Raw genomic sequence first — 26,928 nt, forward strand, 5'->3', positions numbered from 1 at the left:
GTGTTCCGACGTCGCCGACGCAACGAAGAAGCCGACCAGCCCGTCGACGAACTCGACGACGACCTCGCCGCCGACGAGGACGAGGCCGAGGCGGAGGACGGGCCGGCCGACGCCCCGGCGGACGACGAGGCGCTGAACCGCCCGCTGCCGCCCGCGCCGCGGCCGGACGGGCCGTGGGACGAGGACGAGCTCGACGAGCCGCACGAGGGCCGCATCGACCTGGGCGGGCTGCTGGTGCCCGCGGTCGAGGGCATGGAACTGCGCGTCGAGGTCGCCAACGACCTGATCATCGCGGCCACCGTGATCCTCGGGGACAGCGCCGTGCAGCTGCAGGGTTTCGCGGCGCCGCGCAGCGAGGGCATCTGGCACGAGATCCGCAAGGAGATCGCGAGCGGCATCACGCAGCAGGGCGGCCTGGTCGACGAGCTCGACGGCGGGCTCGGCTGGGAGCTGCGCGCGCAGGTGCCCGTACAGCTTCCGGACGGCACGCAGGGCGCGCAGCTGGTGCGCTTCGTGGGCTGCGACGGCCCGCGCTGGTTCCTGCGCGGGGTGATCTCCGGCCGCGCCGCGGTGGACGCCGACACCGGTGCGGACCTGGAGCGGATCTTCCGCGAGACGGTGATCGTGCGCGGCGCCGACCCGATGGCGCCCCGCGACCCGATCCTGCTGCGCCTGCCGGACAACGCCCAGATCGACCCGGCGAGCGGCGTGGCGCCGCCCACCGCCGAGGAGGTCGACGACTCGGGCAAGAACCCGTACAGCGGCGACCTGAACCCGTTCTCGCGCGGCCCGGAGATCACCGAGGTCCGCTAGTCGGCCAGGTCGTGTCGACCTGAGCGCACCCGGCTTCCGCAAGGGGCCCGGACACACCCGAACGAGGGTGTGGCCGGGCCCCTTTCGCATGTCCGCGGCCGCCCCCTCGGAAGCCGCGCATCAGGGCCGCGTATGGACGGCGTCAATATGCCGCGGGGCCGCGTCAAGGCGCCGCTAGCGCTCGACGAAATGCCTGATTTATAGCGCTTTTGTGGGAGCTGGGGCTGCTACCAATGACCCCGCAACACACAACCTCTCACCAACTCTCACGAGGAGACCCGCGATGGCTGACCTGGCCTTCGTACTCCTGACGGTCGCGTTCTTCGCGCTCGTCGCCGCCATCGCCAAGGGGGTGGCCAAGCTGTGAACGCGGACAGCGTTGTCGGCCTCGTCGTCGCCGTCGCCCTGCTCGGCTACCTGGTGCTCGCCCTCATCTTCCCCGAGAGGTTCCAGTGAGTCCCACCATCGCAGGGATCCTGCAGATCTCCCTGCTGATAGCCCTGCTCGCCGCGGTGCACCGCCCGTTCGGCGACTACATGGCCAAGGTCTACTCCTCGGACAAGCACACGCGTCCGGAGCGCTGGATCTACCGGGCCATCGGGGCCAACCCCGACTCCGGCCAGCGCTGGGGCATCTATCTGCGCAGCGTGCTGGCGTTCTCGATGTTCTCGCTGCTCGGCCTGTACGCGCTGCTGCGCTTCCAGGACAAGCTGCCGTGGAACCTCGGCTTCCAGCCCATGAAGGCCGACCAGGCGTTCAACACCGCCGCATCCTTCACCGCCAACACCAACTGGCAGTCCTACTCCGGTGAGTCCGCGGTCGGCCACACCGTGCAGATGGCCGGCCTGACGGTGCAGAACTTCGTCTCGGCGGCGGTCGGCATGGCCGTCGCGGTCGCCCTCGTACGCGGCTTCATCCGGGTTCGCACCGGCGAAATCGGCAACTTCTGGGTCGACCTGGTGCGCGGCTCGGTCCGCATCCTGCTGCCCATCGCGGTCATCGGCACCATCGTGCTGGTCGCCTCGGGCACCCTGCAGAACCTCGCCGACCCGCACACCGTCACCACGCTCAACGGCGGTACGCAGACCATCACCGGCGGTCCGGTGGCCTCGCAGGAAGTCGTCAAGGAGCTCGGCACCAACGGCGGCGGCTTCTACAACGCCAACTCCGCGCACCCCTTCGAGAACCCGAACGCGTTCACGAACCTGTTCGAGATCTTCCTGATCCTGGTCATCCCGTTCTCGATGCCGCGCACGTTCGGCACGCTGGTCGGCTCGGCCAAGCAGGGCTACGCGATCCTCGGCGCGATGTTCGCCCTGTGGTTCGTCGCGGTAGTGCTGATGACCTGGACCGAGATGCACCACAACGGCACCGCCCTGGAGATCGCGGGCGGGTCGACGGAAGGCAAGGAGCAGCGCTTCGGCGTGCCGGGCTCATCGCTGTTCGCGACGTCGACGACCATGACCTCGACCGGCGCGGTGAACTCGTTCCACTCCTCGTTCACCGGCCTCGGCGGCGGCCTGACGATGCTCGGCATGATGCTCGGCGAGATCTCGCCCGGCGGTGTCGGCTCCGGCCTCTACGGCATGTTGATCATGGCGATCCTGGCGGTCTTCGTGGCGGGCCTCATGGTCGGCCGCACGCCCGAGTACCTGGGCAAGAAGATCGGCGCCGGTGAGATGAAGCTCGTCGCGATGTACATCCTGGTCGTCCCGGCCACCATCCTCACGATGACCGGCATCGCGCTCGCGCTCCCGGGTGAACGCGCCTCGATCCTCAACTCCGACTCACCGCACGGCCTGTCGGAAGTGCTGTACGCGTACACGTCCGGTGCCAACAACAACGGCTCCGCCTTCGCCGGCCTGGGCGCGAACACCGAGTACTACAACACCACCATCGGCTTCGCGATGCTGATCGGCCGGTTCCTCACCATCGCACTCGTCCTCGCACTGGCCGGCCGCCTGGTCGAGCAGCGCCACGTCCCGGAGACGGTCGGCACGCTCAAGACCCACCGGCCGCTGTTCGTCGGCACGCTCATCGGCGTGATCGTCGTCGTCACGGGCCTGACCTTCTTCCCGTCTCTCGCCCTCGGCCCGATCGCGGAGGGGCTCGCATAACCATGACCACCACACTCAACGCTCCGCAGAGCGCCCCCACCCCGTCGCCCGAGCACCCGTCCGGCCCCGGCCGCGTCTCGGCCGGCCTCTTCGACCCCGCGCAACTGCTGCGCTCGCTGCCCGAGGCGCTGCGCAAGCTCGATCCGCGCGTGATGGTGCGTACGCCCGTCATGTTCGTCGTCGAGGTCGGCTCGGTCCTCACCACCGTCATGGCGGTCAAGGACCCTGGCACCTTCGCCTGGGTCACCGCCGTCTGGCTGTGGCTGACCGTGCTGTTCGCCAACCTCGCCGAGGCGGTCGCAGAGGGCCGCGGCAAGGCGCAGGCGGACACGCTGCGCAAGGCCAAGACCGACACCGTCGCGCGGCGCCTCGTTGGGGACCGCGAGGAGCGCGTGCCCGGTGCCGACCTCAGGATCGGCGACCTGGTCGTTTGCGAGGCCGGCGACGTGATTCCCGGCGACGGCGACGTCGTCGAAGGTGTCGCGAGCGTCGACGAGTCGGCCATCACGGGCGAATCGGCGCCCGTCATCCGCGAGTCCGGCGGCGACCGTTCGGCGGTCACGGGCGGCACCAAGGTGCTGTCCGACCGGATCGTCGTCAAGATCACCACGAAGCCCGGCGAGACCTTCATCGACCGGATGATCGCCCTCGTCGAGGGTGCCGCAAGGCAGAAGACGCCGAACGAGATCGCCCTCGACATCCTGCTCGCGTCGCTCACGATCATCTTCCTCTTCGCGGTCGTGACGCTTCAGCCGCTGGCCGTCTACTCCGGCGCCGAGCAGTCGCTCGTCGTCCTGGTGGCCCTGCTGATCTGCCTGATCCCGACCACCATCGGGGCCCTGCTGTCCGCGATCGGCATCGCGGGCATGGACCGGCTGGTCCAGCGCAATGTGCTGGCCATGTCCGGGCGCGCGGTCGAGGCCGCGGGCGACGTCAGCACGCTGCTGCTCGACAAGACCGGCACCATCACGCTGGGCAACCGCCAGGCGAGCGAGTTCGTCGCGCTGGACGGCGTCGCCCAGGACGAACTGGCGGACGCCGCGCAGCTCTCGTCGCTCGCCGACGAGACGCCCGAGGGACGGTCGATCGTGGTGCTCGCGAAGACCGCGTACGGCCTGCGCGAGCGCCACGAGGGCGAACTCGGGCACGCCGAGTGGATCGCCTTCACGGCGCAGTCCCGCATGTCCGGTGTGGACCTCGTCGAGAAGGACGGCGTACGCCGCATCCGCAAGGGCGCCGCCTCCGCCGTCAACGCCTGGGTCGCCGAGCGCGGAGGCTCCGTACCGCGGCAGTCCGGCGAGACCGTCGAAGCCATCTCCGCGGCCGGCGGCACCCCGCTGCTGGTCGCGGTCGAGGACGCCGGCGGCGCGCGCGTCCTCGGCGTCATCCACCTCAAGGACGTCGTCAAGGAGGGCATGCGCGAGCGGTTCGACGAACTGCGCCGCATGGGCATCCGGACGATCATGATCACCGGTGACAACCCGCTGACCGCCAAGGCGATCGCGGACGAGGCCGGCGTCGACGACTTCCTCGCGGAGGCCACTCCCGAGGACAAGTTGGCGCTGATCAAGCGCGAGCAGGCGGGCGGCAAGCTCGTCGCGATGACCGGCGACGGTACGAACGACGCGCCCGCGCTCGCCCAGGCGGACGTGGGCGTGGCCATGAACACCGGCACTTCCGCCGCCAAGGAAGCCGGCAACATGGTCGACCTCGACTCGAACCCGACCAAGCTCATCGAGATCGTCGAGATCGGCAAGCAGCTCCTGATCACGCGCGGTGCGCTCACCACGTTCTCCATCGCGAACGACGTGGCGAAGTACTTCGCGATCATCCCCGCGATGTTCGCGGTGGCGGGCGGCCCGGCGGGCCTGGCCCCGCTCGACAAGCTGAACATCATGCACCTGGCGACGCCGCAGTCGGCGATCATCTCGGCGGTCATCTTCAACGCCCTGATCATCGTCGCGCTCATCCCGCTGGCGCTGCGCGGCGTGCGCTACCGGCCCATGTCGGCGGACAAGATGCTGTCGCGCAACCTCGGCGTCTACGGCCTGGGCGGCCTGATCGCCCCGTTCGTCGGGATCAAACTCATCGACCTGGTCGTCTCGCTCATCCCCGGAATCGGTTGATAACCATGGCCACCCAGACAAGCACCCGCATCCGCGTCTTCCTCGCGGGACTGCGCGCCCTGCTGGTCCTCACGGTCCTGCTCGGCATCGCGTACCCGCTGGCCATGACCGGGATCGCGCAGGCCGCGTTCCCCGCCCAGGCCAACGGCTCGAAGGTGAAGGTCGACGGCAAGGAGGTCGGCTCCAGCCTGATCGGCCAGAGCTTCGACCTCGTCGACGGGGACGGCAACCCGCGCCTGTTCGACGCCCGGGGCCAGGAGGTCGTCGGGCACGAGGCCGACGACGGCACCGTGACCTACACCTACCTCGCAAGCGGCGCGCAGCTGTCCGAGGAGCAGGCGGAGGGCGTCGGCACGCAGCCGGACCCGTCGTGGTTCCAGCCGCGGCCGTCGGCGGGCGGCTACGACCCGCTGGCCTCCGGCGCCTCGAACTACGGCCCGGAGAACCCCGAGTTCATCCAACTGGTCAAGGACCGCAAGGCCGCGGTGGCGTCCTTCAACGGCGTCCCCGAGGACCGGGTGCCGGCCGACGCGGTCACCGCGTCCGGCTCGGGCCTCGACCCGCACATCTCGAAGTCGTACGCGCTCATCCAGGTGAACCGCGTCGCCGCCGAGCGCGGGCTCGACCCGGCCGTCGTCGGGAAGCTGGTCGACGACCACGTCGACGGGCGTGTCATCGGCATCCTCGGCGAACCCCGCGTCAACGTGCTGGAACTGAACATCGCACTGCAGAAGGCGGCCAAGGCGGAGTAGCCCCGGCCTCCGGGCCCACCCCGCCGGGTGGGCCCGGATCGTTCGGAATCCCCTGATGAGGACGACAATGGACGCCATGGGACGCGGAAAGCTGCGCATCTACCTGGGCGCCGCCCCCGGCGTCGGCAAGACGTACGCAATGCTGGGCGAGGGACAGCGCCGCCGGGCCCGCGGCGCGGACGTGGTGGTCGGTCTGATCGAGTGCCACGGACGCCCGCGCACGGCGGAGATGCTGGAGGGCCTGGAGGTCGTCCCGCGCCGCGAGATGGCGCACCGGGGATCGGCGTTCACCGAGATGGACGTCGACGCGGTCCTGGCCCGGCGCCCGAAGGTGGCGCTCATCGACGAGCTCGCCCACACCAACGTGCCCGGCTCGCGCAACGCCAAGCGCTGGCAGGACATCGACGAGATCCTCGACGCCGGCATCGACGTCATCTCGACCGTCAACATCCAGCACCTCGAATCCCTCAACGACGTCGTCGAGTCGATCACGGGCGTGCCGCAGCGCGAGACCGTGCCGGACGCCGTCGTACGCCGCGCGAACCAGATCGAACTGGTCGACATGTCACCGGAGGCCCTGCGCCGCCGCATGGCCCACGGCAACGTCTACGCACCCGAGAAGGTGGACGCGGCGCTGTCCAACTACTTCCGGGTCGGCAACCTCACCGCACTGCGCGAACTCGCGCTCCTGTGGGTCGCCGACCGCGTCGACGAATACCTCCAGCAGTACCGCGCCGAACACGACATCAGCGCCACCTGGCCCGCCCGCGAGCGCATCGTCGTCGGCCTCACCGGCGGCCCCGAGGGCGGCACGCTCCTGCGCCGCGCCGCCCGCGTCGCCACGCGCGGGTCCGGCGGCGAACTGCTGGCCGTGTACGTCTCCAAGAGCGACGGCCTCACCGGCGCCTCACCGGAGGCCCTGGCCCAGCAGCGCGCCCTCGTGGAGTCCCTGGGCGGCACCTTCCACTCGGTGATAGGCGAGGACGTGCCCAGCGCGCTGCTCGACTTCGCACGCGGCGTCAACGCGACGCAGATCGTGCTCGGCTCCAGCCGCCGCAAGCCGTGGCAGTACATCCTCGGGCCGGGCGTGGGGGCCACTGTCGCGGCCTCGTCGGGCGACATAGACGTGCACATCGTCACGCACGAGCACGCGGGGGTCGGGCGGACGGTACGCGTACCGCGGTCCGCCGTCAGCCGGCGGCGCCTGCTCATCTCCTGGCTCTTCGCCCTGATCGGCCCGCTGCTCCTGACCATCGTCATGGCGCAGAGCCGCGACCACTTGGGCCTGTCCACCGAGATGCTGCTCTACCTGATGCTGACGGTCGGCGTGGCGCTGCTCGGCGGGCTGTGGGCGTCCACCCTGACGGCCGTCATGTCGTCGGTCCTGCTGAACTACTACTTCACGCCGCCACTGCACACGCTGACCATCCGCGACGCGGAGAACATGTTCGCGCTGGCCGTCTTCGTCCTCGTGGCGCTCTCGGTCGCGTCCGTGGTCGACGTCGCCGCACGGCGCACCCACCAGGCCGCGCGCAGCCAGTCCGAGTCCGAGACGCTGAGCTTCCTGGCCGGCAGTGTGCTGCGCGGCGAGCAGGCACTGCCGGCGCTGCTGGAGCGGGTGCGCGAGGCGTTCGGCATGGAGTCGGTCGCCATGCTGGAGCGGACCGAGCCGCACGGGCCGTGGGCGTGTGTCGGCAGCGTCGGCCCGCATCCGGTGCGCAAGCCCGAGGAGGCCGACGTCGACGTGCCGGTCTCCGACTCGATGGCCCTCGCCCTGTCGGGCCGCATGCTGCCCGCCGAGGACCGCCGGGTGCTCGGCGCGTTCGCGGCCCAGGCGGCGGTGGTCCTGGAGCGGCGGCGCCTGGTCGCCGAGGCCGCGGAGGCGCGGCGGCTGGCCGAGGGCAACCGGATCCGCACCGCGTTGCTCGCGGCGGTGTCGCACGACCTGCGTACGCCGCTCGCCGCGATCAAGGCCAGTGTGTCGTCGCTGCGCTCGGAGGACGTGAGCTGGTCGCCCGAGGACGAGGCGGAGCTGCTGGCGGCCATCGAGGACGGCGCCGACCGCCTCGACGCGCTGATCGGCAACCTGCTCGACATGAGCCGCCTGCAGACCGGGACCGTGACCCCGCTCTTCGGCGACGTCGCCCTCGACGAGGTGGTCCCGGGCGCGGTGCTCGGGGTGCCGGAGACCTCCGTCGTCCTGGACGTCCCCGAGACGCTGCCGACCGTGTGGGCCGATGCCGGGCTCCTGGACCGGGTGCTGGCCAACGTCATCGAGAACGCGGTCAAGCACAATCCGCCGGACCGCCGTGTGCACGTACGCGCGGAGGCAGTGCGCGATGGCGTGGAGCTGCGGGTCGTGGACCGCGGCCCGGGGGTGCCCGACGAGGCGAAGGAGCGCATCTTCGAGCCCTTCCAGCGCTACGGCGACGCCCCGGCGGGCAACGGCGTCGGCCTCGGACTGGCCGTCGCCCGCGGCTTCGCGGAGGCGCTGGGCGGTTCCCTGGCTGCCGAGGACACCCCCGGCGGCGGGCTCACGATGGTGCTGACGCTCCGGATGTCCGCCGGCCGCCCGCCGACCGGGCAGGGTGCCGCGAGCGAAGCGCCCGTCCCGGCGGCGACATGATGCGTCGCACCCGGCGGACCGGGTACCGCAGCAGGACGGGCCAGGGGGCCGGGACGACGGAGGGGCGCGGGTTCGAGGGTTTCGACGGTTTCCTGAGCACGACTCATAGTCGAACAGATATTCGACATGGGCGTCGATGCCACGCCGCTGGAATCCCACGAACGAGTGAACACTTCGGTGGCCGCGCAGTCGCGGACGCCGCGCGAACGGGTTCGGAACGTACGGAGGCAATTCGATGACACGGGTGCTCGTCGTGGACGACGAGCCGCAGATCGTCCGCGCGCTGGCCATCAACCTCAAGGCCCGGGGCTACGAGGTCGACACCGCCGCGAACGGCACTCAGGCGCTCGCCGCGGCCGCCGACCACCACCCCGACGTGGTCCTCCTCGACCTCGGGCTGCCCGATCTGGACGGCGTCGAGGTGATCCGCGGGCTGCGCGGCTGGACCAAGGTGCCGATCATCGTGCTCAGCGCGCGGCAGGCGTCCAACGAGAAGGTCGCGGCGTTGGACGCGGGTGCCGACGACTACGTCACGAAGCCCTTCGGCATGGACGAACTGCTGGCCAGGCTGCGTGCCGCGGTCCGCCGTTCGACCCCCGAGGACGAGGTGCCGGTCGTGGTCACCGAGGCGTTCACCATCGACCTCGCGGCCAAGAAGGCGCACCGCGACGGGGCCGACGTACGCCTGACCCCGACCGAGTGGCACCTGCTGGAGGTCCTGGTCCGGCACGCGGGCCGCCTGGTCAGTCAAAAGGCGCTGCTTCAGGAGGTATGGGGCCCGCAGTACGGCACCGAGACCAACTACCTGCGGGTCTACATGGCCCAGCTCCGCCGCAAGCTGGAGGCGGATCCGTCGCACCCCAGACACCTGCTGACCGAGCCCGGCATGGGGTACCGCTTCGAGCCGTGACGGGCCGCGGGCGGATCCCGGGTCACGTGTCGACCAGGTACCTTTGCGTTCATGAGTGGTGCCACCGGAGTCGAACGCGAGCCGGGCCGTTTCCGCCGGATGTTCAACCGGCTGACCTCGACCCACGAGGAGCTCGAGGCCGAGGAGCTGCAGCAGGACTGCAGCCGGCTGGGCTGCACGGCCATCGGGTCCGTCGTCGAGCGCGACCTCGTCACCGTCGGCGGGACCCTGCGCACGGTCACCTTCCGACCGCGGGCCGGCGTGCCCGCGCTGGAGGCGGAGCTGTACGACGGGTCCGGCGCCCTGTCGGTCGTCTGGCTCGGCCGACGCCGCATCGCCGGGATAGAGCCCGGCCGCCAGCTGGTCGCCCAAGGCCGTCTCACCACGGCCCAGGGCCGCTACGTCCTGTTCAATCCGAAATACGAGCTGCGTCCGGTGGGCAATGGGTGACCGAGATCTGCGAACCGGTGACGGCTGGGGTGGCACGGGCGAGGGCCGGCCGGTGACCGCGGAGGCCGAGCTCCCGCGTCCGGCGAGCGAGGCCGCGTCTCCCGGTTCGGGCGACAGGGCCGCTGACGGACGTACGGCGGCCGGCACCGGCGCCGAGGAGAAGGCATTGGACCGGGCGGACGACACCGCGGGCGGGGCGCACGCAGCCCCCGCGGCGGACGGCACCCCGGACAGCGCCATGTCGCTCGTGGCGGCGTTCGGCGGCGTGCGCGGCATGATCGACATGACCGTCCCCGGACTGGTCTTCGTCGTCGTCTTCACCATCACGCGCACGACCGCGACATCGGCGTACGCCGCCGTCGCCGTCGCCGCCGTCCTGGCCGGCATCCGGTTGATGCGCCGCGAGACCCTGATGCACGCGCTCGGCGGGTTCCTCGGCGTGGCGATCGCCGCCTTCGTGGCCATCAAGTCGGGCAAGGCGGAGAACTTCTACCTGCTGGGCGTGCTGCTGTCCGGCGGCTACGCGGTCGCGTACACGGTGTCGATCCTGGTGCGCTGGCCGCTGATCGGCGTCGTGCTCGGGCCGATCCTGGGCGAGAACTTCACGTGGCGGAAGAACCCGGCGCGGGCCGCCGCGTACACGAAGGCGACCTGGGTGTGGGTCGCGCTGTTCGTGCTGCGCATCGTCGTGCAGGTGCCGCTGTATCTGGCCGACAAGGTGACGTGGCTCGGCGCCGCCAAGGTGGCGCTCGGGGTACCCCCGTGGCTGGTGGCGATCTACCTGACGTGGCTCATCATGTCGAAGGCGCCGCCGCCGGTGAAGGTGACCTACGACGACGACCGGCCATCGGCCACAGGTTCGGAGTCGACCTCCCGCTGATCAGCAGACAACACTGAACGGCCGCTTGCGAAAGCGGCCGTTCATGTTGTGTGCCCGCAAGTCAATTTCCTGACTATTTCCCCGTTCGGCCGTATCCCGGCAACTAGCGTCCTTGTTATGCCTCGTGTGAAAGGAGGCGGGGACGGTGGCCGGAAACGGTGACCTTCGCGCACTGGTCGAAGAGGCCGGTCTGACGAGGCGTGAAATCGCCCGTTGGGTGAACGTGGTGGCCGAGCGCCGGGGGCAACACCTGGGATGCACCCATACCTCGGTGGCCCGTTGGCTCGACGGTGCCCAACCGCGTTGGCCCATTCCCGAACTGCTGGCCGAGGTTCTCGGCCGGAGGTTGGGATACGAACTTACGGTCAGCGACCTGGGCTTGCGGGACCGGCGCCCACCTGCCGCCGACCCTTTCGACGGGTTGAGTGTCGCTCGCACGGTGTCCGATATCCGCCGCGCCGTGGTCGAGCTGACGGGGAGAGACATGAACCGCCGCAATTTCCTGCTCGGCTCGACGTTCGGAGCCGCGGCCTTTTCGAGCCCGGCTTTGTTCTGGTCGACGGCGACCGGAGCGGAACCCGAACCGATGGAGCACGGCGGCAGCGGCCGGGTGCGCGAGGCGGATGTGGAGCGCATCCGCCAGACCGTCGTCATGTTCCGCAAGCTCGACCGCGCCCAGGGCGGCGGCGACTTGCGCGACACCGTGGTCAACCACCTCAACGGCGTCGCCCGGACCAAGCTGTCCGGGTCGTACGGCGACGACGTCGGGCGCGGCCTCTTCCGTGCGGTGGCGGAACTGACCGAGCTGGTCGGCTGGTTGTCGTTCGACTCGGGGCGGCACGCGCTCGCGCAGCGGTACCACATCCAGGCGCTGCGGCTCGCGCAGGCGGCCGACGACCGGGCGTACGGCGCCTATGTCATGGCCAACATGGCCTGCCAGGCCGTCTACCTCGGGCACGGCTGGGAGGCCGTGCAACTCGCGCGCGCCGCCCAGCAGGGCGCGCGCGGCTCGCTGACGCACCGGGGCCAGGCACTGGTCCTGGCGATGGAGGCGCGCGGCCATGCGGCGCTCAGCGACGAGCGCGCGTGCGTCGAGGCGCTGAGCGCCGCGGAACGCAGCCTCGACGCCGCGGACGGCGACGACGACCCGGCCTGGTGCCAGTACTTCGACAAGGCCGAGCTGATCCACGAGTTCGCGCACTGCCACCGCGACCTGCGGCTGCCGCGCGCGACCCAGGAGTTCGCGAACGAGGCCATAGGGCTTCGGACGGACGGCTACACCCGCCGCTGCGCGCAGGACACGACGTTCATGGCGGCGGCGCACCTGGAGGAGGGCGACCTCGACCAGGCGTGCGCCAAGGCGTCCGAGGCGCTGGACATCGCGAGCCGGCTCAACTCGTCGCAGTGCAACGACTTCCTGCGCGAGTTCCGCACCCGGCTGCACCCGCACGAGCGCGAGCCCGTGGTCCGCGAGTTCAGCGAGCGCGCCGAGGAGCTGTACGCCGGGATGGCCGTGTGAGCGCGGCCCACGCGCCCGTACACGTCGCCGCGAGGCAGCTCACCGCGAGACATCTCGCGAGGCACCTCACCGCGAGGACAGCAGGTCCTCCAGCTCCTCCTCGCGGTCCGGTGCGGCCACGAACAGCAGTTCGTCGCCCGCCTCCAGCGAGTCGTCCTTGCTCGGCACCAGCACGCGGCCCTCGCGGATGATCGTCACCAGCGCGGTGTCCACCGGCCACGCGACGTCGCCGACGCGCGTGCCGACCAGCGGCGTGTCCTCCGGGAGGGTCAGCTCGACGAGGTTCGCGTCGCCCTGGCTGAAGCGCATGAGCCGCACCAGGTCGCCGACGCTGACCGCCTCCTCGACCAGGGCGGACATCAGGCGCGGCGTGGACACCGCGACGTCCACCCCCCACGCCTCGTTGAACAGCCACTCGTTCTTCGGGTTGTTGACGCGCGCGACCACGCGCGGCACGCCGTACTCGGTCTTGGCGAGCAGCGACACGACGAGGTTGACCTTGTCGTCGCCGGTCGCCGCGATGACCACGTTGCAGCGTTGCAACGCGGCCTCGTCCAGCGACGAGATCTCGCACGCGTCGGCCAGCAGCCATTCGGCCTGCGGGACCGACTCGACCTTGATGGCCTCGGGGGTCTTGTCGATGAGCAGGACCTCGTGGCCGTTCTCCAGGAGCTCGCCTGCGATGGAACGGCCGACCGCGCCCGCACCGGCGATCGCGACGCGCATCAGTTGGCCTCCGGGGCCTTCTCGAAGGCCGCCTCGACGGCGGCCACATCGGCCTGCTGCATGATCACGTGCACCAGGTCGCCCTCCTGGAGGACGGTGTCGGGGCCGGGCAGGATGCCCTCGCCCAGGCGCGTGAGGAACGCGACGCGCGCACCGGACGCCTGTTCCAGGCCGGACAGCCGGTGCCCCACCCACTGCGGGTTGACGTGCACCTCGGCGAGCTGCACGCTGCCGCTCGGGTCACGCCACAGCGGCTCGGCGCCGCTCGGCAGCAGACGCCGCAGCATCTGGTCCGCGGTCCAGCGCACGGTGGCCACGGTCGGGATGCCGAGGCGCTGGTACACCTCTGCACGCCGGGGGTCGTAGATACGTGCGACCACGTTCTCGACGCCGAACGTCTCGCGGGCCACCCGCGCGGCGATGATGTTCGAGTTGTCGCCGCTGCTGACCGCGGCGAACGCACCCGCCTCTTCGATACCGGCGGCGCGCAGCGTGTCCTGGTCGAAGCCGACGCCGGTGACGCGGCGGCCGGAGAAGTGGGAGCCGAGCCGGCGGAACGACGTCGCGTCCCGGTCGACCACGGCGACCGAATGTCCCAGTTCCTCCAGGGTCTGCGCGAGCGTGGATCCCACGCGCCCGCATCCCATGATGACGATGTGCACGGCCGTCCTTCCGGCGTTTGTCGCTGATGTCCGCGTTGGTGGCTGCTCAGGTGCAATGCACCTCTGCGGCCTGCCACCAGGGTGACAGACGTTTTGGCGACGTTACACGCGGGAGGTGACGAGAACCCGGCAGGCGTACGGAATGATCCGATCACGGCGGGCCCCGGCGTGTGGGCAACCTGCGCAGCGTACGATCGCCCGCGTGTCAAGACTCGGCGGACTTTCCAAACGCATTCTCGTCGGCAGAGCGATCCGCAGCGACAAGCTCCACGAGACCCTGCTGCCGAAGCGCATCGCCCTCCCGGTTTTCGCATCCGACGCGCTGTCGTCGGTGGCGTATGCGCCCGACGAGATCCTGCTCACGCTGTCGATGGCGGGATTGGCCGCGTACCACTTCAGCTGGCAGGTAGGCCTCGCCGTCGTCGTGGTCATGCTGACGGTGGTCGCGTCGTACCGCCAGAACGTGCACGCGTACCCGAGCGGCGGCGGCGACTACGAGGTGGCGACCGTCAACCTCGGGCCCAGCGCGGGCCTCACGGTCGGCAGCGCGCTGCTGGTCGACTACGTGCTGACCGTCGCCGTGTCGATCTCGTCCGGCGTGGCGAACATCGCGTCGGCCATCCCGGCCATAGGCGAGCACAAGGTGTTGTACGCCGTGCTGCTCGTGCTCCTGCTCATGGCCATGAACCTGCGCGGGGTGCGCGAGTCGGGCTCGGCGTTCGCGGTCCCGACGTACCTGTTCATGTTCGCGATCATCGGCATGACGCTCTTCGGGTTCATCCGATACTTCTTCACCGACGCCGACATGCGGGCCGAGAGCGCCGGCTTCGGGATCACCGAGGAGGACTCCTTCACCGGGATCGCCCTGGTCTTCCTGCTGCTGCGCACGTTCTCGTCCGGTTGCGCGGCGCTGACCGGTGTCGAGGCGATCAGCAACGGCGTCCCGGCGTTCCGCAAGCCCAAGAGCCGCAACGCCGCCTCGACGCTGCTGCTCATGGGCACCATCGCGGTCACGATGCTCATGGGCATGCTGGCGCTCGCGAGCATCACCAAGGTGCACTTCGCCGAGGACCCGGAGCACCAGATCACCGGGGCCCCCGCCGACTACGAGCAGAAGACGGTGGTCGCCCAGGTCGCCGACGCGGTCTTCGGCGGGACGTTCGCGCACCCGATGTTCTACCTGGTGCTCGCCGTGACCGGGTTGATCCTGGTGCTCGCGGCGAACACCGCGTTCAACGGCTTCCCGGTGCTCGGCTCGATCCTCGCGCAGGACCGCTACCTGCCCCGCCAGCTGCACACGCGCGGCGACCGCCTCGCGTTCAGCAACGGCATCATCATGCTGGCGGGTGCCGCGATCGTGCTGATCGTGGCCTTCAAGGCCGAGCCGACCAAGCTGATCCAGCTCTACGTGGTGGGCGTGTTCGTGTCGTTCACGATGAGCCAGGCCGGCATGATCCGGCACTGGACGCGGCACCTCAAGACCGAGGACGACCCCGCCACGCGGCGGCACATGGTCCGCAGCCGCCTCATCAACGCGTTCGGCCTGTGCATGACGGGCGCGGTGCTGGTCATCGTGCTGCTCACCAAGTTCCTCCAGGGGGCCTGGATCGCCATCCTCGCGATGGTCGGCCTGTTCGTGATGATGAAGGGCATCCGGCGGCACTACGACCGCGTGTCCGAGGAACTGGTCGCGGACCCGGACGAGGACATGAAGCTGCCCTCGCGCGTGCACGGGATCGTGCTGGTGTCGAAGCTGCACAAGCCGACGCTGCGGGCACTCGCGTACGCCCGGGCCGCGCGGCCCAGTGTGCTGGAGGCCGTCACCGTCGGCGTGGACCCGGCCGAGACGGACGCGTTGCGCGAGGAGTGGGACGAGCGCGGGATCGAGGTGCCGCTCAAGGTGCTCGACTCGCCGTACCGCGAGATCACCCGGCCGATCATCGAGTACGTCAAGAACGTGCGCCGGTCCAGCCCGCGCGACGTGGTGACGGTGTACATCCCCGAGTACGTCGTGGGCCACTGGTGGGAGCACATCCTGCACAACCAGAGCGCGCTGCGGCTCAAGGGGCGCCTGCTCTTCACCGCGGGGGTCGTGGTCGCCTCGGTGCCGTGGCAGCTTGCGTCGTCGGACCGGGTCAAGCACGCGAAGGGCTACAACGCGCCGGGCGCGGTGCGGCGCGGCGAGCCGGCCCCCAAGACCAAGCGCGGGGCCGGGGCCGGGGCCGGGGCCGGGAGCGGCGGCGGGTCGGGCGGCGCGGCCGGGGGCGGCGCCGGAAGCGGAGCCGGGGACACGCGGGAGCCCTGAGCCCGGGGCCGGACACCGTAGGCTGGGGGGTCGCGCGCGGAGATCGCGCGCGGCCCCCGCCGCGTTGCGGACGGCCATGCCGTCCCTCTTCCCGGCGCCCTCGACCGTCTCCTGCTCCCTTCCGTTTTTCTTCGTTCCCTTCCGTTTTCTGTTGCCTGTGCGGCCGTCGTGCCGCCGTTTGCGAGGAGTTCCGTGCCCACGTCGCGATCCCTGGGATCCGCAGGATCGAAGCCCGCCGCCGGCGACGACGCCACCGAGGCGGTCGAGTCCCTGGTCGGGGACCGGTACGAGGTGGAGATCGGCCCGGTCGCCCACGGGGGCCACTGTGTGGCCCGCCACGAGGGGCGCGTGCTGTTCGTCCGCCACGGGTTGCCGGGCGAGCGGGTCGTGGTCGAGGTCACCGACGGCACGGCCACGTCGCGGTTCCTGCGTGCGGATGTCGTCGAGGTGCTGACCGCATCGCCTGATCGGGTGAAGCCCGCGTGTCCGTACGCCGGGCCCGGTCGCTGCGGCGGCTGCGACTGGCAGCACGCGACCCCCTCCGCGCAGCGCGGCCTCAAGGCCGCCGTCGTCGAGGAGCAACTGCGTCGGCTCGCCGGCCTGGAGATGGACGTCGAGGTCGAGGCCGTCGACGGGCCCCCTGGCCTCCCGGAGGGTTTGGGGTGGCGTACGCGCGTGCAGTTCGCGGTCGACCCGGCCACCGGCGCGGCGGGTCTGCGGCGGCACCGCTCGCACGAGGTGGAGCCGGTGGACGCGTGTGCGATCGCGGCTCCCGGCATCGAGGAACTGGGCATCGAGCGCCGTGACTGGACCGGTGTCGTCGCGATCGAGGCGGCCGCGGCGAGCGGCTCCCTGGACCGTGCCGTCGTGGTCACGCCGGCCGAGCAGGACGGCCGCATGCCGATCGTCGAACTGGACCGCCCGGTGTCGGTGTTCCGCGCCGACGACAAGGGCCGGGTGAAGCGCGTGCACGGGCGCGCGGGCGTGCGCGAGGTCGCGGCGGGCCGGACCTGGCGCGTGTCGGGGAACGGCTTCTGGCAGGTGCACCCGGCCGCCGCGGACACCCTCGTCGGTGCCGTTTTGGACGGCCTGGAGCCGCGCCCGGGCGACGTGGCGCTCGACCTCTACTGCGGAGTCGGCCTCTTCGCGGGGGCCATCGCGGAGCGGCTCGCCGATGGTGACACGGTCATCGGGATCGAGTCCTCCCGCGAGGCGATCGAGGACGCGCGGCACAACCTGCGCGAGACGCAGGGCGCGCGCTTCGAGGTGGGCAAGGTCGAACGCGTCCTCACCCGGCCGGGTTTCCTGCGCCGTGCGGACGTCGTCGTGCTCGACCCGCCGCGTGCCGGGGCGGGACGCACCGTCGTGGAGCGGATCGCGCGCCTGACGCCGCGGCGCATCGCGTACGTCGCGTGCGACCCGGCCGCGCTGGCCCGCGACCTGAAGTACTTCGCGGAGCGCGGCTACCGGTTGCGCGGGCTGCGCGCATTCGATCTGTTCCCCAACACGCACCACGTCGAATGCGTGGCGGTGCTGGAACCGGCGCCCAAGAAGCGCTGACCCGGCGGACGGGGGCTGTTGTTCGGACCCTGTCGTTCGGATCCTGTCGGACAGCTCGCGTCGCGCCGGGGCTGGACGGCCTGCCTGACGTGGACGGCTCTCCTTCGTGCGCGCGCTTGCAAGGCACGGGGCTTGGGAGGGCCGGAGGGCACGGCTGCGTGCCGCTCTGCGGGCCCGGGCGTATGCCGGGCGTCGTCGGGCCGGGCAGGGTCTGAAAGAGCGCGACTAGCCGGGCATGCCGAGCGCCGCCACGTGTCGAAGCACGCGTGTCGGAGTATGAGGCGGCGTGTCAGAGTTCGAGGCCGCGCAGCAGGATTTCGAGTCCGCCGCGGAACTCCTCGTCGGGGCCGATGCCTTGCGCCTCGCGGGCGGTCGAGGCGAGATGCGGGTGGTCGGCAGGGTCGAGCTCGGCCAGGGCCGCGGTGCCCGGGCCCGCGAGGGGGCTGAAGTGCTCCACCTGGAGCGCGCCGAAGACGTACGCGAGCAGGGCACGGAACGCCACGACGCGCCGGGCCGGTCCGAGGCCCGCGTCGGCGAGTACGCCGAGGACGGCGTCTCCCCAGCGCATCGACGCCGGTGACGTGTGCCGGTGGGCCAGGATGAGCGGCACGACGGCGGTATGTGCGCCGACCACGGTCCGGACGCGCTCGGCCAGCACGGCGACCTGGCGGCCCCGCGGTTCGGCGGCTGGGACGGTGGTGTCGACGCCGGCCAGTACGTGGTCGACGACCAGCGCCTCGAGTTGCGCGCGGTCGGCCACGTAGCGGTACACGGACATCGTGCCCATGCCCAGTTCTGTCGCGACGGCGCGCATGGTGAGCCCGTCGAGCCCGTCGCGGTCCAGGACGCGGAGTGCGGCGGCGGCGATCTGGGGGTTCGTGAGGGAGCGTGGTCGAGGCATCGGTTGACAGCGTACAAGGTACGCTCATAACTTCGTAAGCGTACGTCGCACGCTTACGAGGGAGGTCCGATGGGATCCGGCTTCAACGGCAAGGCAATAGGCGTGGAAAGCGTCGTCGCGGCACGGGAGTTGCCGATCGTCGGGGCGGCCGGTGCAGTCGGTGCCGTCGGGGTCGGCGGCGATGCCGGGGCCGAAGTCGCCGCCGACGTCGCGGCGGTGGTGTCGGTGCCCGACGCGGAACGGCTCGTGCACCTCCAGTTCCGGCGGTTCGCGGGCTGCCCGGTGTGCAACCTCCATCTGCGGTCGATCGTGCGGCGGCACGACGAGATCACCGCGGCCGGGGTGAAGGAGGTCGTCGTGTTCCACTCGCCCGCGGACGAACTGCGCGAGCACGTTGCGGACCTGCCGTTCGCCGTGGTCGCCGATCCGGACAAGCGCCTGTACCGCGAATTCGGCGTCGAGTCGGCTCGCCGCTCGTTGCTGAGCCCGCGCGCGTGGCTGCCGATCCTGCGGTCGCTGGCCCGGTCGCTCCCGCGGATCGTCATCGGCAAGGACCGCGCCCCGGCCGCCACACCGCACGGCGGACGCCTCGGCCTGCCCGCCGATTTCCTGATCGCGCCGGACGGACGGGTCGTCGCCGCGATGCACGGCACCCATGTGTACGACCAGTGGTCGGTCGACCGCATCCTCGAGCTGGCGCGCGGGCATGCTCACGGCCACAGGAACTCGCGCTCCCAGGCCCCTTCGGCGAGCTGATAGCGCAGCCGGGTGTGCTTGCGGTCGGTCCGGCCCTGCCAGAACTCGACCGCCAGCGGGCGTACGACATACAGCACGTATGCCTCGGCAACCCGGTCCGGTTGCGCTGTCACGCGCTCCCGCGCCTCGACGAAGGCCCGGTCCAGCTCGGCGGTGTCGCGCAGCGGGCGGCTCTGTCGGCCGACGTGCGAGGCCGCTCGCGCGCCGGGCGGGCGCATCAGGAAGTCCCCGGCGCAGGCCCGCCGGTCCGCTCGGCCGACGGTGCCGCGGACCCGGATCTGACGGCCCTGTTCGGGCCATGAGAAGACCAGGGCCGCGCGTGGCAGGGCGGTGATCTGCTCCGCCTTCGGACTGGTCGCGTCGGTCGCGAACCACCACCCGGTTCGGTCCACCTCCCGGACCGTGAGAGTGCGTGCGTCGGGGAATCCGTCGGCGTCGACGGTCGCCAGGGTCATCAACTGCGGTCGTGCCACGCCGCCCTCGACGGCTTCGGCGAGCCAGGCCAGGAACTGGTCCGTCGGCTCGGCGGCGGCGGTCGCGGTCGCGAAGCCGGGCAGGGCGTCGCCGAACACGGTCAAAGTCCGCAACAACTCTCGTGCGCTCATTGCCGCATGATGCCCGTCCCGTACCGCTCCCCAAGCCCACTCCGGGGGTTCTGTGGACAACCTGTTGTCTCGATCGAACAGCCTTCACTCTTAAGGGTGTTCCGGACCAGGTTTATCCACAGAATCGCTCCGGGTGGCTCAGCGGCGGTCCGAGGCGGGTGACCGTTGAGGCACGGCGTCGATCACCGCGACGCCGGTCCTGAACGGAGGCCAGCCATGACCGAAGCCCTCGCCCAGCCCATCGTTTCCGCGAAGCCGAAGTCGACGTCGGAGTCGCAGCCGCAGATTCGGACCGAACCGCAACCGCAGGCACAGACCCGGTCGCTGTCGCAGTCGCAGGCACAGTCGCCGACCCGTCCGCAGCATCCGACACAGGTCCGTCCGCAGGTCCGCCCGCCGGCCCGGCCGGTCGGTCGGCCCGCGGTGCGGTGCACGACGCACGCGGCCGTACGTCCGGCAGGTGCCGCGCCGGTCAAGCGCGCCGCCCGATCCCGGGGCGGCACCTCGGCCGCCGCCGAACTCGACGACCAGCTCGCGCTCGCGGCGACCACCGGGCAATGCCTGGTCGCCGTCTCGCGGGCCCTGCGCATGGCGCTCCGGGCCGTCGAATCGTGGCGGGCGGATCCGGGCCGCGCCGGGTGCCTCTGCCGTGCGGCCGAGGAAATCCGGGTCGCCATCGCGTTGATCGAGGGTGTCACGCCACCCAGACTCCGCCGGGGTGCGGTGTGGACCGGCCCGGTGGAGGAGGTGGTGCGGTATCCGGTGAGCACCGTCGCCCGACTGCTGGGCCGGACCGTGCGTGTCATGCGGGGGCTGGCGCAGGGCGGGGCCACGCCCTCGTCGTCGGGCCCGAGCCAGGGCACGGCGGCCGTGACGCTCGACGCCACAGCCCGCACCCAGTGCCGGACCGCGTGGGAGCACGCCTTCCACTCGCTGGTCCGCCTGCGCGCCGTGCAGGAGGCCGCCACCTGGTTCCCGGATTCGCCGGTAGACCCGTGGCTCCTGCTCGCGGCAGAGGCGCCGTTTCGGTTGGACTGCCCGCAGTGCGACCGGCTGCGCCGTCGGCGTCGAAGCACCGCATCCGGGGACGGTGACGAGCACGTGGGGGCCAAGATCATCCCCTTCCCCCAGCGGCCCGGACCGCGATCATCGGGGACGAACCATGTGTGCTGACCGGGGCGTTCGAGGGAGTGACAGTCGCGGTGTCATCCACGACTCAAGCACCCGTGGTCTCTTCATCCGCGGCCCCGTCGTCCGAGGTCGTGTCGTCTGGGGCCGCGTCATCCGTGGACGCGTCGTCCAGCGCCGAGGCGACGGCGGCCCCGTGCCGGTCGGCCCAAACTCCGAGGGCCAGGATCGGCGCCAGCAAGTCGAGTCCCGCGGGGGTCAGTTCGTATTCGACCCGGGGCGGAGCTTCGGCATAGCGGTGCCGGGTGACCAGGGTCAGGCGTTCCATGCGGCGAAGCGTCTGCGTCAGGACCTTCTGGCTCACGCTCCCGATGGCCGCGCGCAGTTCGCCCGGGCGCATCGGACCGTCGCGGAGCACGTACACGATCACCGGAAGCCACGTGTTCGCGAAGAGTTCGGTTGCGAAGCGCGCGGGGCAGTCCGCCTCGAAGTCGCCGTAGGGGGCGTATTCCACCAGGTGCGTCGTGGGCTCGGCCATGCGCTCGATCATGCCCCAGCCGTTGCACACCCGGAGGTGCCTATCGGTCCGCATACGTTCCTGTCGGGCGTCGGGATCGGCGCTCCTCGAACGACACCACAACGAGGAGTTGGTTCATCATGCGCGTGGGAATTCTGGGTGCGGGGCAGATGGCCGGTGCCCTCGGCGCCGGGTGGACGGAGGCGGGGCACGACGTCCTGCTCGGCGCACGTGCCGTCGGCAAGGCGGTCGGACTCGCCGAGGCGATTGCGGGGGAACAGTTCGGTGCGGCGGGGTCGGCGTCGGCGGACGGGGGGGCCGGCGGCACGATCCGTGGCGGCACACTTCGGGAAGCCGCCGAGTTCGGAGAGGTCCTGCTGCTTGCCGTGCCGGCGGCGGCCGTTGCGGAAGCCCTCGCCGCGGCCGGTGCGGCCGACAAGATCCTCGACGACCGGGTGCTCGTCGACTGCACGAACGCCTTTGCGCCCGATCAGGCGGCGAAAGAAGGCACGATGGCGTTCGTCCTGAGCGAGGATGCGCTCGCCGAGCGGATCGCCGCTCTTGCTCCCGGGGCACACGTCGTGAAGGCGTTCAACCTGTGTGCCGCCGAGGTCTGGCAGTCCGGGACGCGGATATTCGAGGACCGTCGTCTGGCCGTGCCGCTGTGCGGCGACGACCCCGACGCGGTGCTGCGGGTGGCCGCGCTGGTGTCGGATCTCGGGCTCGCGCCCATCCACGCGGGCGGCCTGGGCCGGGCGCGGTACCTGGAGGCCGCGTCGGCCTTCGTGGTGAGCCTGTGGTTCGCCGGGGAGGACGCGCGGGCGATGTTCCCGCCTCTGGAGGCCGCCTTCGCCGTTCCGGACGCGGGGGAGTGTTCCAGGTGACGGCGAGTCGGGGTACGGCGAGTCGGATGAGGGTGAGACGAGTGTCGCGAGCCCGGTGACGCGGGCGGAACGGCTGTGAGCCGGACCGCGGGTGAGCGACGGGCCGGCGCTGACGGGTGCGTGGACGGGCGGGAGCGGACGGGAAGGAGCGGATCGGCACGAGCCTGGACCGTCCGTCGTGCCGTCGTGATGTCACGACGTCGTGAGGGGAAACCCGGTGGTCCGACCCCGGCCCGCTGTTCATACTCGACCGGGTGTTCCTGACTCTTGCGACGACGCGACGACCGGCCACCGACCTCGGCTTTCTCCTGCACAAGCATCCCGAGAAGGCGCAGCGGTTCGGTGCCTCGCACGGCACTGCCCACGTGTTCTATCCCGAGGCGACGGAGGAGCGCTGCGAGGCGGCGCTGCTTCTCGACGTCGACCCCGTCGGGTTGGTGCGCGGCAGCCGCAAGGCGGGGGCGTCCCCGGATTTCGCGCTCGCCCAGTACGTGAACGACCGGCCCTACGCCGCGTCCTCGCTCCTCGCGGTGGCGCTGGGGGCGGTGTTCCGGACCGCGATGCAGGGACGCTGTGACGCCCGGCCCGAACTGGTCGACGAGCGGTGGCCGCTCGAGGTGACGGTGCCCGCACTGCCGTCCCGGGGCGGTGCCGCGATGGTCCGGGCGTTGTTCGAGCCGCTGGGCTGGACGGTCGAGACGGAGCCGGTCGTCCTGGACGCCCGGTTCCCCGAGTGGGGGGAGTCCCGGTACCTCCGGCTCCGCCTCACCGGGACCCTCCGCGTCGGCGAGGCGCTGCGGCATCTGTACGTCCTGTTGCCGGTGCTGGACGACGCGAAGCACTACTGGGTGTCGCCGGACGAGGTCGACAAACTGCTCCGCGCGGGCGACGGGTGGCTCGCGGCGCACCCGGAGCGCACCGAGATCACCCGCCGCTACCTGTCCCGCCGTCCGGGGCTCACGCGGAGTGCGCTGGAGCGCCTGGCCGAGGTCGACGACGCCATGGCCGAGGAACTGGACAACGCCGTCCCGGAGGAGGAGGAGACGGCCGGGCTTGCGGAGGAGCTCGCGGAGGCATCGGAGGCGACCGCAGCCGAACGGCCCGCAGTCGAGCCGGCCGCAACCGCCCCGACCAGGAGCGGGCAGGACGCGACGCAGCACGAAACCGCTCGCACGGCACGGCAGGAGGGAGACGCGCGGGAGGCAACCGAGCAGGAGGTACGCCTACCCCTGGCCGTGCACCGGCGTACCGCGGTGCTCGGCGCGCTGCGTGCGGCCGGTGCCGCGCGGGTGCTGGACCTCGGCTGCGGGGACGGCAAGCTGCTCGTCGAGTTGCTGAAGGAACGACAGTTCACCGAGGTCGTGGGCGTCGACGTCTCGCTGCGGGCGCTCGGCATCGCGGCCCGGCGCCTCCGCCTGGACCGCATGGGGGAGCGGCAGCGTGCCCGGGTGCGGCTGATGCAGGGTGCGCTGACGTACACCGATGCCCGGCTGGGCGGCTTCGACGCGGCGGTGCTGTCCGAGGTGATCGAGCACGTGGACGAGCCGCGGCTGCCCGCGCTGGAGTACACCGTCTTCGGCTCGGCGCGACCCGGCGTGGTCGTGGTGACCACGCCCAATGTCGAGTACAACGTGCGGTACGCGCCGGAGGAGGAGGGCGGCCACGGTCTGGCCGCCGGGTCCATGCGGCACGGCGACCACCGGTTCGAGTGGGACCGCGCCCGGTTCCGCGAGTGGGCCCGCGGCGTCGGTGAACGTTTCGGCTACGGCGTCGAGTTCGCGCCCGTGGGGGACGACGATCCGGACGTGGGACCGCCCACCCAGATGGCGGTGTTCACCGAGGTGGACCCGAACCGCGCCGCAGGCGCAGGCACGAACGACGTGAGCAAGGACGAGTCCGAGGAAGTGCCCGCATGAACCCCGTCGCGATCCCCGACCTGTGCCTTGTCGTCCTTGTCGGGACGACCGGTTCGGGCAAGTCCACGTTCGCCCGCGCGCACTTCAAGCACACCCAGGTGCTGTCCTCGGACTTCTTCCGCGGCATGGTCGCCGACGACGAGAACGACCAGGCGGCCTCGAAGGACGCCTTCGAGCTGCTGCACCACGTCGCCGGCAAGCGGCTCGCCGCCGGACGCCTGACGGTGGTCGACGCGACCAACGTGCAGCAGGGCGCACGGGCCCAGCTCGTGCAGCTCGCCCGCGAACACGACGTGCTGCCGGTGGCGATCGTCCTCGACGTGCCCGAGCAGACCTGCTTCGAGCGCAACGCCGAGCGGCCGGACCGGGCACACCTCCCGCGCAACGTCGTCACCCGCCAGCGCAAGGACATGACCCGCTCGCTGCGGCACCTCCAGCGCGAAGGCTTCCGCAAGGTGCACCACCTGCGCGGCGTCGAGGAGATCGACGGCGCGGTCGTCACGTACGAGAAGCGGTACAACGACCTGACGCACCTGACCGGGCCGTTCGACATCGTCGGCGACATCCACGGCTGCCGCGCGGAGCTGGAGTCGCTGCTCGGCAGGCTCGGCTACGGGATCGTCCGCGACGACGCGGGCCGGCCGGTCGACGCGGCGCACCCCGACGGCCGGACCGCCGTGTTCGTCGGCGACCTCGTGGACCGCGGCCCGGACACCCCCGGTGTGCTGCGCCTCGTCATGGGCATGGTGCGCGCGGGCCACGCCGTCTGCGTGCCGGGGAACCACGAGAACAAGCTGATGCGCGCGCTCAAGGGCCGCAAGGTCAGCGTCACGCACGGGCTCAAGGAGTCGCTGGAGCAACTGGACCGCGAGACGGACGAGTTCAGGTCCGAGGTGGCGGCGTTCTGCGACGGGCTGGTCAGCCACTACCTGCTCGACGAGGGACGTCTCGTGGTGGCGCACGCGGGCCTGCCGGAGAAGTACCACGGTCGCACCTCCGGCCGGGTGCGCAGCTTCGCGCTGTACGGCGACACGACAGGCGAGACGGACGAGTACGGCCTGCCGGTCCGCTACCCGTGGGCCGAGGAGTACCGCGGCCGCGCGATGGTGGTCTACGGCCACACGCCGATGCCTCGCGCCGAGTGGGTCAACAACACGATCTGTCTCGACACCGGGTGTGTGTTCGGCGGCGAACTGACCGCGCTGCGCTACCCGGAGCGCGAGCTTGTCGCGGTCCCGGCCGAACGCGTGTGGTACGAGCCGGTGCGGCCGCTCAAGTCCGAGGCCCCCGGCGGCCGGGACGGCCGTCCGCTCGACCTCGCGGACGTGCTGGTCCCGGACGACCCGATGGGACGGCGGGTCGTGGAGACGGAGACCGCCGGGCGCGTCATGGTCCGCGGCGAGAACGCCGCGGCCGCTTTGGAGGTGATGAGCCGTTTCGCGATCGACCCGCGGTGGCTGGTCTATCTGCCGCCGACGATGGCGCCCTGCGCGACGTCCGATGTGCCGGGGCTGCTGGAGCACCCCGCCAAGGCGTTCGCGCAGTACCGCGCGGACGGTGTGGCGGCGGTCGTGTGCGAGGAGAAGCACATGGGCTCGCGCGCGGTTGCGCTGGTGTGCCGGGACGCCGACGCGGCCAAGGACGCCTTCGGGGTGAGCGAGGGGAGCGGCGCGCTGTGGACCCGGACCGGCCGTTCCTTCCTTGCCACGCCGGAGCTGACCGAGGCCTTCCTTGCCCGGGTGCGGGCCGCCGTCGAGGCAGCGGGTCTGTGGGAGGAGCTGGACACCGACTGGCTGCTGCTCGACGCGGAGTTGATGCCGTGGTCGGCAAAGGCCGTCGAGTTGCTGCGGCGACAGTACGCGGCCGTCGGTGCCGCGGCGACCGCCGCGCTCCCCGAGGCCGTCCGGGCGCTGGCGCGTGCGGAGGCGCGGGGCGTCGACGTGGCCGAGTTGGCGGCCGCCACGACGCGGCGCGAGGGCAACGCACACGCGTTCACCGAGGCGTACGGCCGCTACTGCTGGCCCGTCGACGGACTCGACGGGCTGCGGTTCGCACCGTTCCAGGTGCTGGCCGGGCGTGGGAGGGAGTTCACCGGCCACGGTCACGACTGGCATCTGGCGATGGCCGACCGGCTGGTGGCCGCCGACGCGTCGGGATTGCTGGCGCCCACCGCGCGTCTGGTCGTCGAGGTGGCCGACGACGAGCAGGTGGCGGCGGGCGTGGCGTGGTGGGAGCAGCTCACCGCGGCGGGCGGCGAGGGCATGGTGGTCAAGCCGCTGGCCGGGGAGGGCGCGCGGGGCGCGGGTTCGCGGGTCCAGCCGGGGGTGAAGGTCCGCGGGGCGGAGTACCTGCGCATCATCTACGGGCCGGACTACCGCGAGCCGCACCACCTGGACCGGTTGCGCGGGCGGAACCTCGGACACAAGCGTTCGCTGGCGCTGCGCGAGCATGCGCTCGGTCTGGAATCCCTCGGACGGCTGAGTCGCGGCGAGCCTTTGTGGCGCGTGCACGAGCCGGTGTTCGCGGTCCTTGCGCTGGAGTCGGAGCCGGTCGACCCGCGGCTGTGACCCGGTCGCCCTGCGGCTGTGACCCGGGCGGCCGCCCCCGGCCCGGCCCGCCGCGTCCACCACCGCCTGCCGCGTTTCCCCGCGGCTTCCCGCCTCCTCTCACCTCGTCCCACTTCCTTCCATCGCTCCACCCCCTTCACCCGCGTTCCCCAGGGCCCTGGGTCCGCACGATGTGTGCGGACCAGGGCCCTGGTCGTGCCATGGCGGC

General features: G+C 71.4%; 22 protein-coding genes. 17 read left to right on the forward strand and 5 right to left on the reverse strand.

The genetic code is table 11. From position 1 onward, the window contains the following. From AB0C36_RS16125 to AB0C36_RS16170, 10 genes are all read left to right on the forward strand, one after another. On the forward strand, positions 1–813 hold the full coding sequence (locus AB0C36_RS16125; RefSeq protein WP_358354222.1) for a DUF3710 domain-containing protein: 813 nt from the start codon (positions 1–3) through the stop codon (positions 811–813). A 363-nt stretch (positions 814–1,176) separates the two neighbouring features. Beyond that, positions 1,177–1,269 (forward strand): K(+)-transporting ATPase subunit F, encoded by a 93-nt coding sequence (gene kdpF / locus AB0C36_RS16130; RefSeq protein ID WP_358354225.1) that lies wholly within the window; start codon positions 1,177–1,179, stop codon positions 1,267–1,269. Continuing rightward, complete coding sequence (gene kdpA / locus AB0C36_RS16135; protein ID WP_358354226.1) at positions 1,266–2,930, forward strand: potassium-transporting ATPase subunit KdpA; 1,665 nt, start codon at positions 1,266–1,268, stop codon at positions 2,928–2,930. Before kdpF ends, kdpA begins: the two co-directional genes overlap by 4 nt. Before the next feature lie 2 nt (positions 2,931–2,932). Next, positions 2,933–5,056, forward strand: coding sequence for a potassium-transporting ATPase subunit KdpB (gene kdpB, locus AB0C36_RS16140; RefSeq protein WP_358354229.1), 2,124 nt, complete (start codon positions 2,933–2,935; stop codon positions 5,054–5,056). A 5-nt stretch (positions 5,057–5,061) separates the two neighbouring features. Continuing rightward, positions 5,062–5,808, forward strand: a complete 747-nt coding sequence (locus AB0C36_RS16145) for a potassium-transporting ATPase subunit C (protein ID WP_358354232.1) — start codon at positions 5,062–5,064, stop codon at positions 5,806–5,808. Between the two features lie 76 nt (positions 5,809–5,884). Beyond that, entirely contained in the window at positions 5,885–8,434 is a 2,550-nt protein-coding gene (locus tag AB0C36_RS16150) for a DUF4118 domain-containing protein (protein WP_358354235.1), read from the forward strand. 235 nt (positions 8,435–8,669) lie between these two features. Next, positions 8,670–9,344 carry a response regulator gene (locus AB0C36_RS16155; protein WP_358354238.1) on the forward strand — a complete coding sequence of 225 codons (675 nt, stop codon included), beginning with the start codon at positions 8,670–8,672 and terminating at the stop codon, positions 9,342–9,344. A 51-nt stretch (positions 9,345–9,395) separates the two neighbouring features. Next, positions 9,396–9,794: an OB-fold nucleic acid binding domain-containing protein gene (locus tag AB0C36_RS16160; protein WP_358354240.1), complete on the forward strand. Its 399-nt coding sequence runs from the start codon at positions 9,396–9,398 to the stop codon at positions 9,792–9,794. A 52-nt stretch (positions 9,795–9,846) separates the two neighbouring features. Beyond that, positions 9,847–10,674 (forward strand): DUF3159 domain-containing protein, encoded by an 828-nt coding sequence (locus AB0C36_RS16165; RefSeq protein WP_358354242.1) that lies wholly within the window; start codon positions 9,847–9,849, stop codon positions 10,672–10,674. A 145-nt stretch (positions 10,675–10,819) separates the two neighbouring features. After that, positions 10,820–12,193 carry an NsdA family TPR-like regulatory protein gene (locus tag AB0C36_RS16170; protein ID WP_494410250.1) on the forward strand — a complete coding sequence of 458 codons (1,374 nt, stop codon included), beginning with the start codon at positions 10,820–10,822 and terminating at the stop codon, positions 12,191–12,193. Positions 12,194–12,259: 66 nt separating this feature from the next. Here AB0C36_RS16170 and AB0C36_RS16175 read toward each other — a convergent pair whose 3' ends face one another. Both AB0C36_RS16175 and AB0C36_RS16180 read right to left on the reverse strand, forming a co-directional pair. Further along, positions 12,260–12,919 (reverse strand): potassium channel family protein, encoded by a 660-nt coding sequence (locus AB0C36_RS16175; RefSeq protein WP_358354246.1) that lies wholly within the window; start codon positions 12,917–12,919, stop codon positions 12,260–12,262. Then, entirely contained in the window at positions 12,919–13,581 is a 663-nt protein-coding gene (locus tag AB0C36_RS16180) for a potassium channel family protein (protein WP_358354248.1), read from the reverse strand. Before AB0C36_RS16180 ends, AB0C36_RS16175 begins: the two co-directional genes overlap by 1 nt. Before the next feature lie 202 nt (positions 13,582–13,783). Here AB0C36_RS16180 and AB0C36_RS16185 point away from each other — a divergent pair, with 202 nt between their 5' ends. After that, complete coding sequence (locus AB0C36_RS16185; RefSeq protein ID WP_358354251.1) at positions 13,784–15,886, forward strand: APC family permease; 2,103 nt, start codon at positions 13,784–13,786, stop codon at positions 15,884–15,886. Between the two features lie 210 nt (positions 15,887–16,096). After that, the gene (locus tag AB0C36_RS16190; RefSeq protein ID WP_358354285.1) at positions 16,097–17,446 is read left to right on the forward strand and encodes a class I SAM-dependent RNA methyltransferase; all 1,350 of its coding nucleotides are present in this window, start codon (positions 16,097–16,099) and stop codon (positions 17,444–17,446) included. A 289-nt stretch (positions 17,447–17,735) separates the two neighbouring features. Here the strand turns inward: AB0C36_RS16190 and AB0C36_RS16195 are convergent, their stop codons facing one another. Further along, entirely contained in the window at positions 17,736–18,347 is a 612-nt protein-coding gene (locus AB0C36_RS16195; protein WP_358354253.1) for a TetR/AcrR family transcriptional regulator, read from the reverse strand. Positions 18,348–18,416: 69 nt separating this feature from the next. Between AB0C36_RS16195 and AB0C36_RS16200 the strand changes: the two genes are divergently transcribed. After that, positions 18,417–19,103 carry a peroxiredoxin-like family protein gene (locus tag AB0C36_RS16200; protein ID WP_358354254.1) on the forward strand — a complete coding sequence of 229 codons (687 nt, stop codon included), beginning with the start codon at positions 18,417–18,419 and terminating at the stop codon, positions 19,101–19,103. Here the strand turns inward: AB0C36_RS16200 and AB0C36_RS16205 are convergent. Further along, positions 19,058–19,708 carry a pyridoxine/pyridoxamine 5'-phosphate oxidase gene (locus tag AB0C36_RS16205; protein WP_358354257.1) on the reverse strand — a complete coding sequence of 217 codons (651 nt, stop codon included), beginning with the start codon at positions 19,706–19,708 and terminating at the stop codon, positions 19,058–19,060. The two genes, AB0C36_RS16200 and AB0C36_RS16205, sit on opposite strands and share 46 nt — an antisense overlap. 216 nt (positions 19,709–19,924) lie before the next feature. Here AB0C36_RS16205 and AB0C36_RS16210 point away from each other — a divergent pair, with 216 nt between their 5' ends. Further along, on the forward strand, positions 19,925–20,881 hold the full coding sequence (locus tag AB0C36_RS16210; protein ID WP_358354260.1) for a hypothetical protein: 957 nt from the start codon (positions 19,925–19,927) through the stop codon (positions 20,879–20,881). Between the two features lie 43 nt (positions 20,882–20,924). Here the strand turns inward: AB0C36_RS16210 and AB0C36_RS16215 are convergent, their stop codons facing one another. After that, positions 20,925–21,374 (reverse strand): winged helix-turn-helix transcriptional regulator, encoded by a 450-nt coding sequence (locus AB0C36_RS16215; RefSeq protein ID WP_358354263.1) that lies wholly within the window; start codon positions 21,372–21,374, stop codon positions 20,925–20,927. 119 nt (positions 21,375–21,493) lie between these two features. Between AB0C36_RS16215 and AB0C36_RS16220 the strand changes: the two genes are divergently transcribed. From AB0C36_RS16220 to AB0C36_RS16230, 3 genes are all read left to right on the forward strand, one after another. Then, positions 21,494–22,237, forward strand: coding sequence for an NADPH-dependent F420 reductase (locus AB0C36_RS16220; RefSeq protein WP_358354266.1), 744 nt, complete (start codon positions 21,494–21,496; stop codon positions 22,235–22,237). Positions 22,238–22,491: 254 nt separating this feature from the next. After that, positions 22,492–24,153 (forward strand): 3' terminal RNA ribose 2'-O-methyltransferase Hen1, encoded by a 1,662-nt coding sequence (locus AB0C36_RS16225; protein WP_358354268.1) that lies wholly within the window; start codon positions 22,492–22,494, stop codon positions 24,151–24,153. Then, positions 24,150–26,720, forward strand: coding sequence for a polynucleotide kinase-phosphatase (locus AB0C36_RS16230; RefSeq protein ID WP_358354271.1), 2,571 nt, complete (start codon positions 24,150–24,152; stop codon positions 26,718–26,720). The genes AB0C36_RS16225 and AB0C36_RS16230 overlap by 4 nt, the downstream gene beginning before the upstream one ends. Positions 26,721–26,928 lie beyond the last annotated feature (208 nt).

This window comes from Streptodolium elevatio, from assembly GCF_040649515.1.
Lineage (GTDB): Bacteria > Actinomycetota > Actinomycetes > Streptomycetales > Streptomycetaceae > Yinghuangia > Yinghuangia elevatio.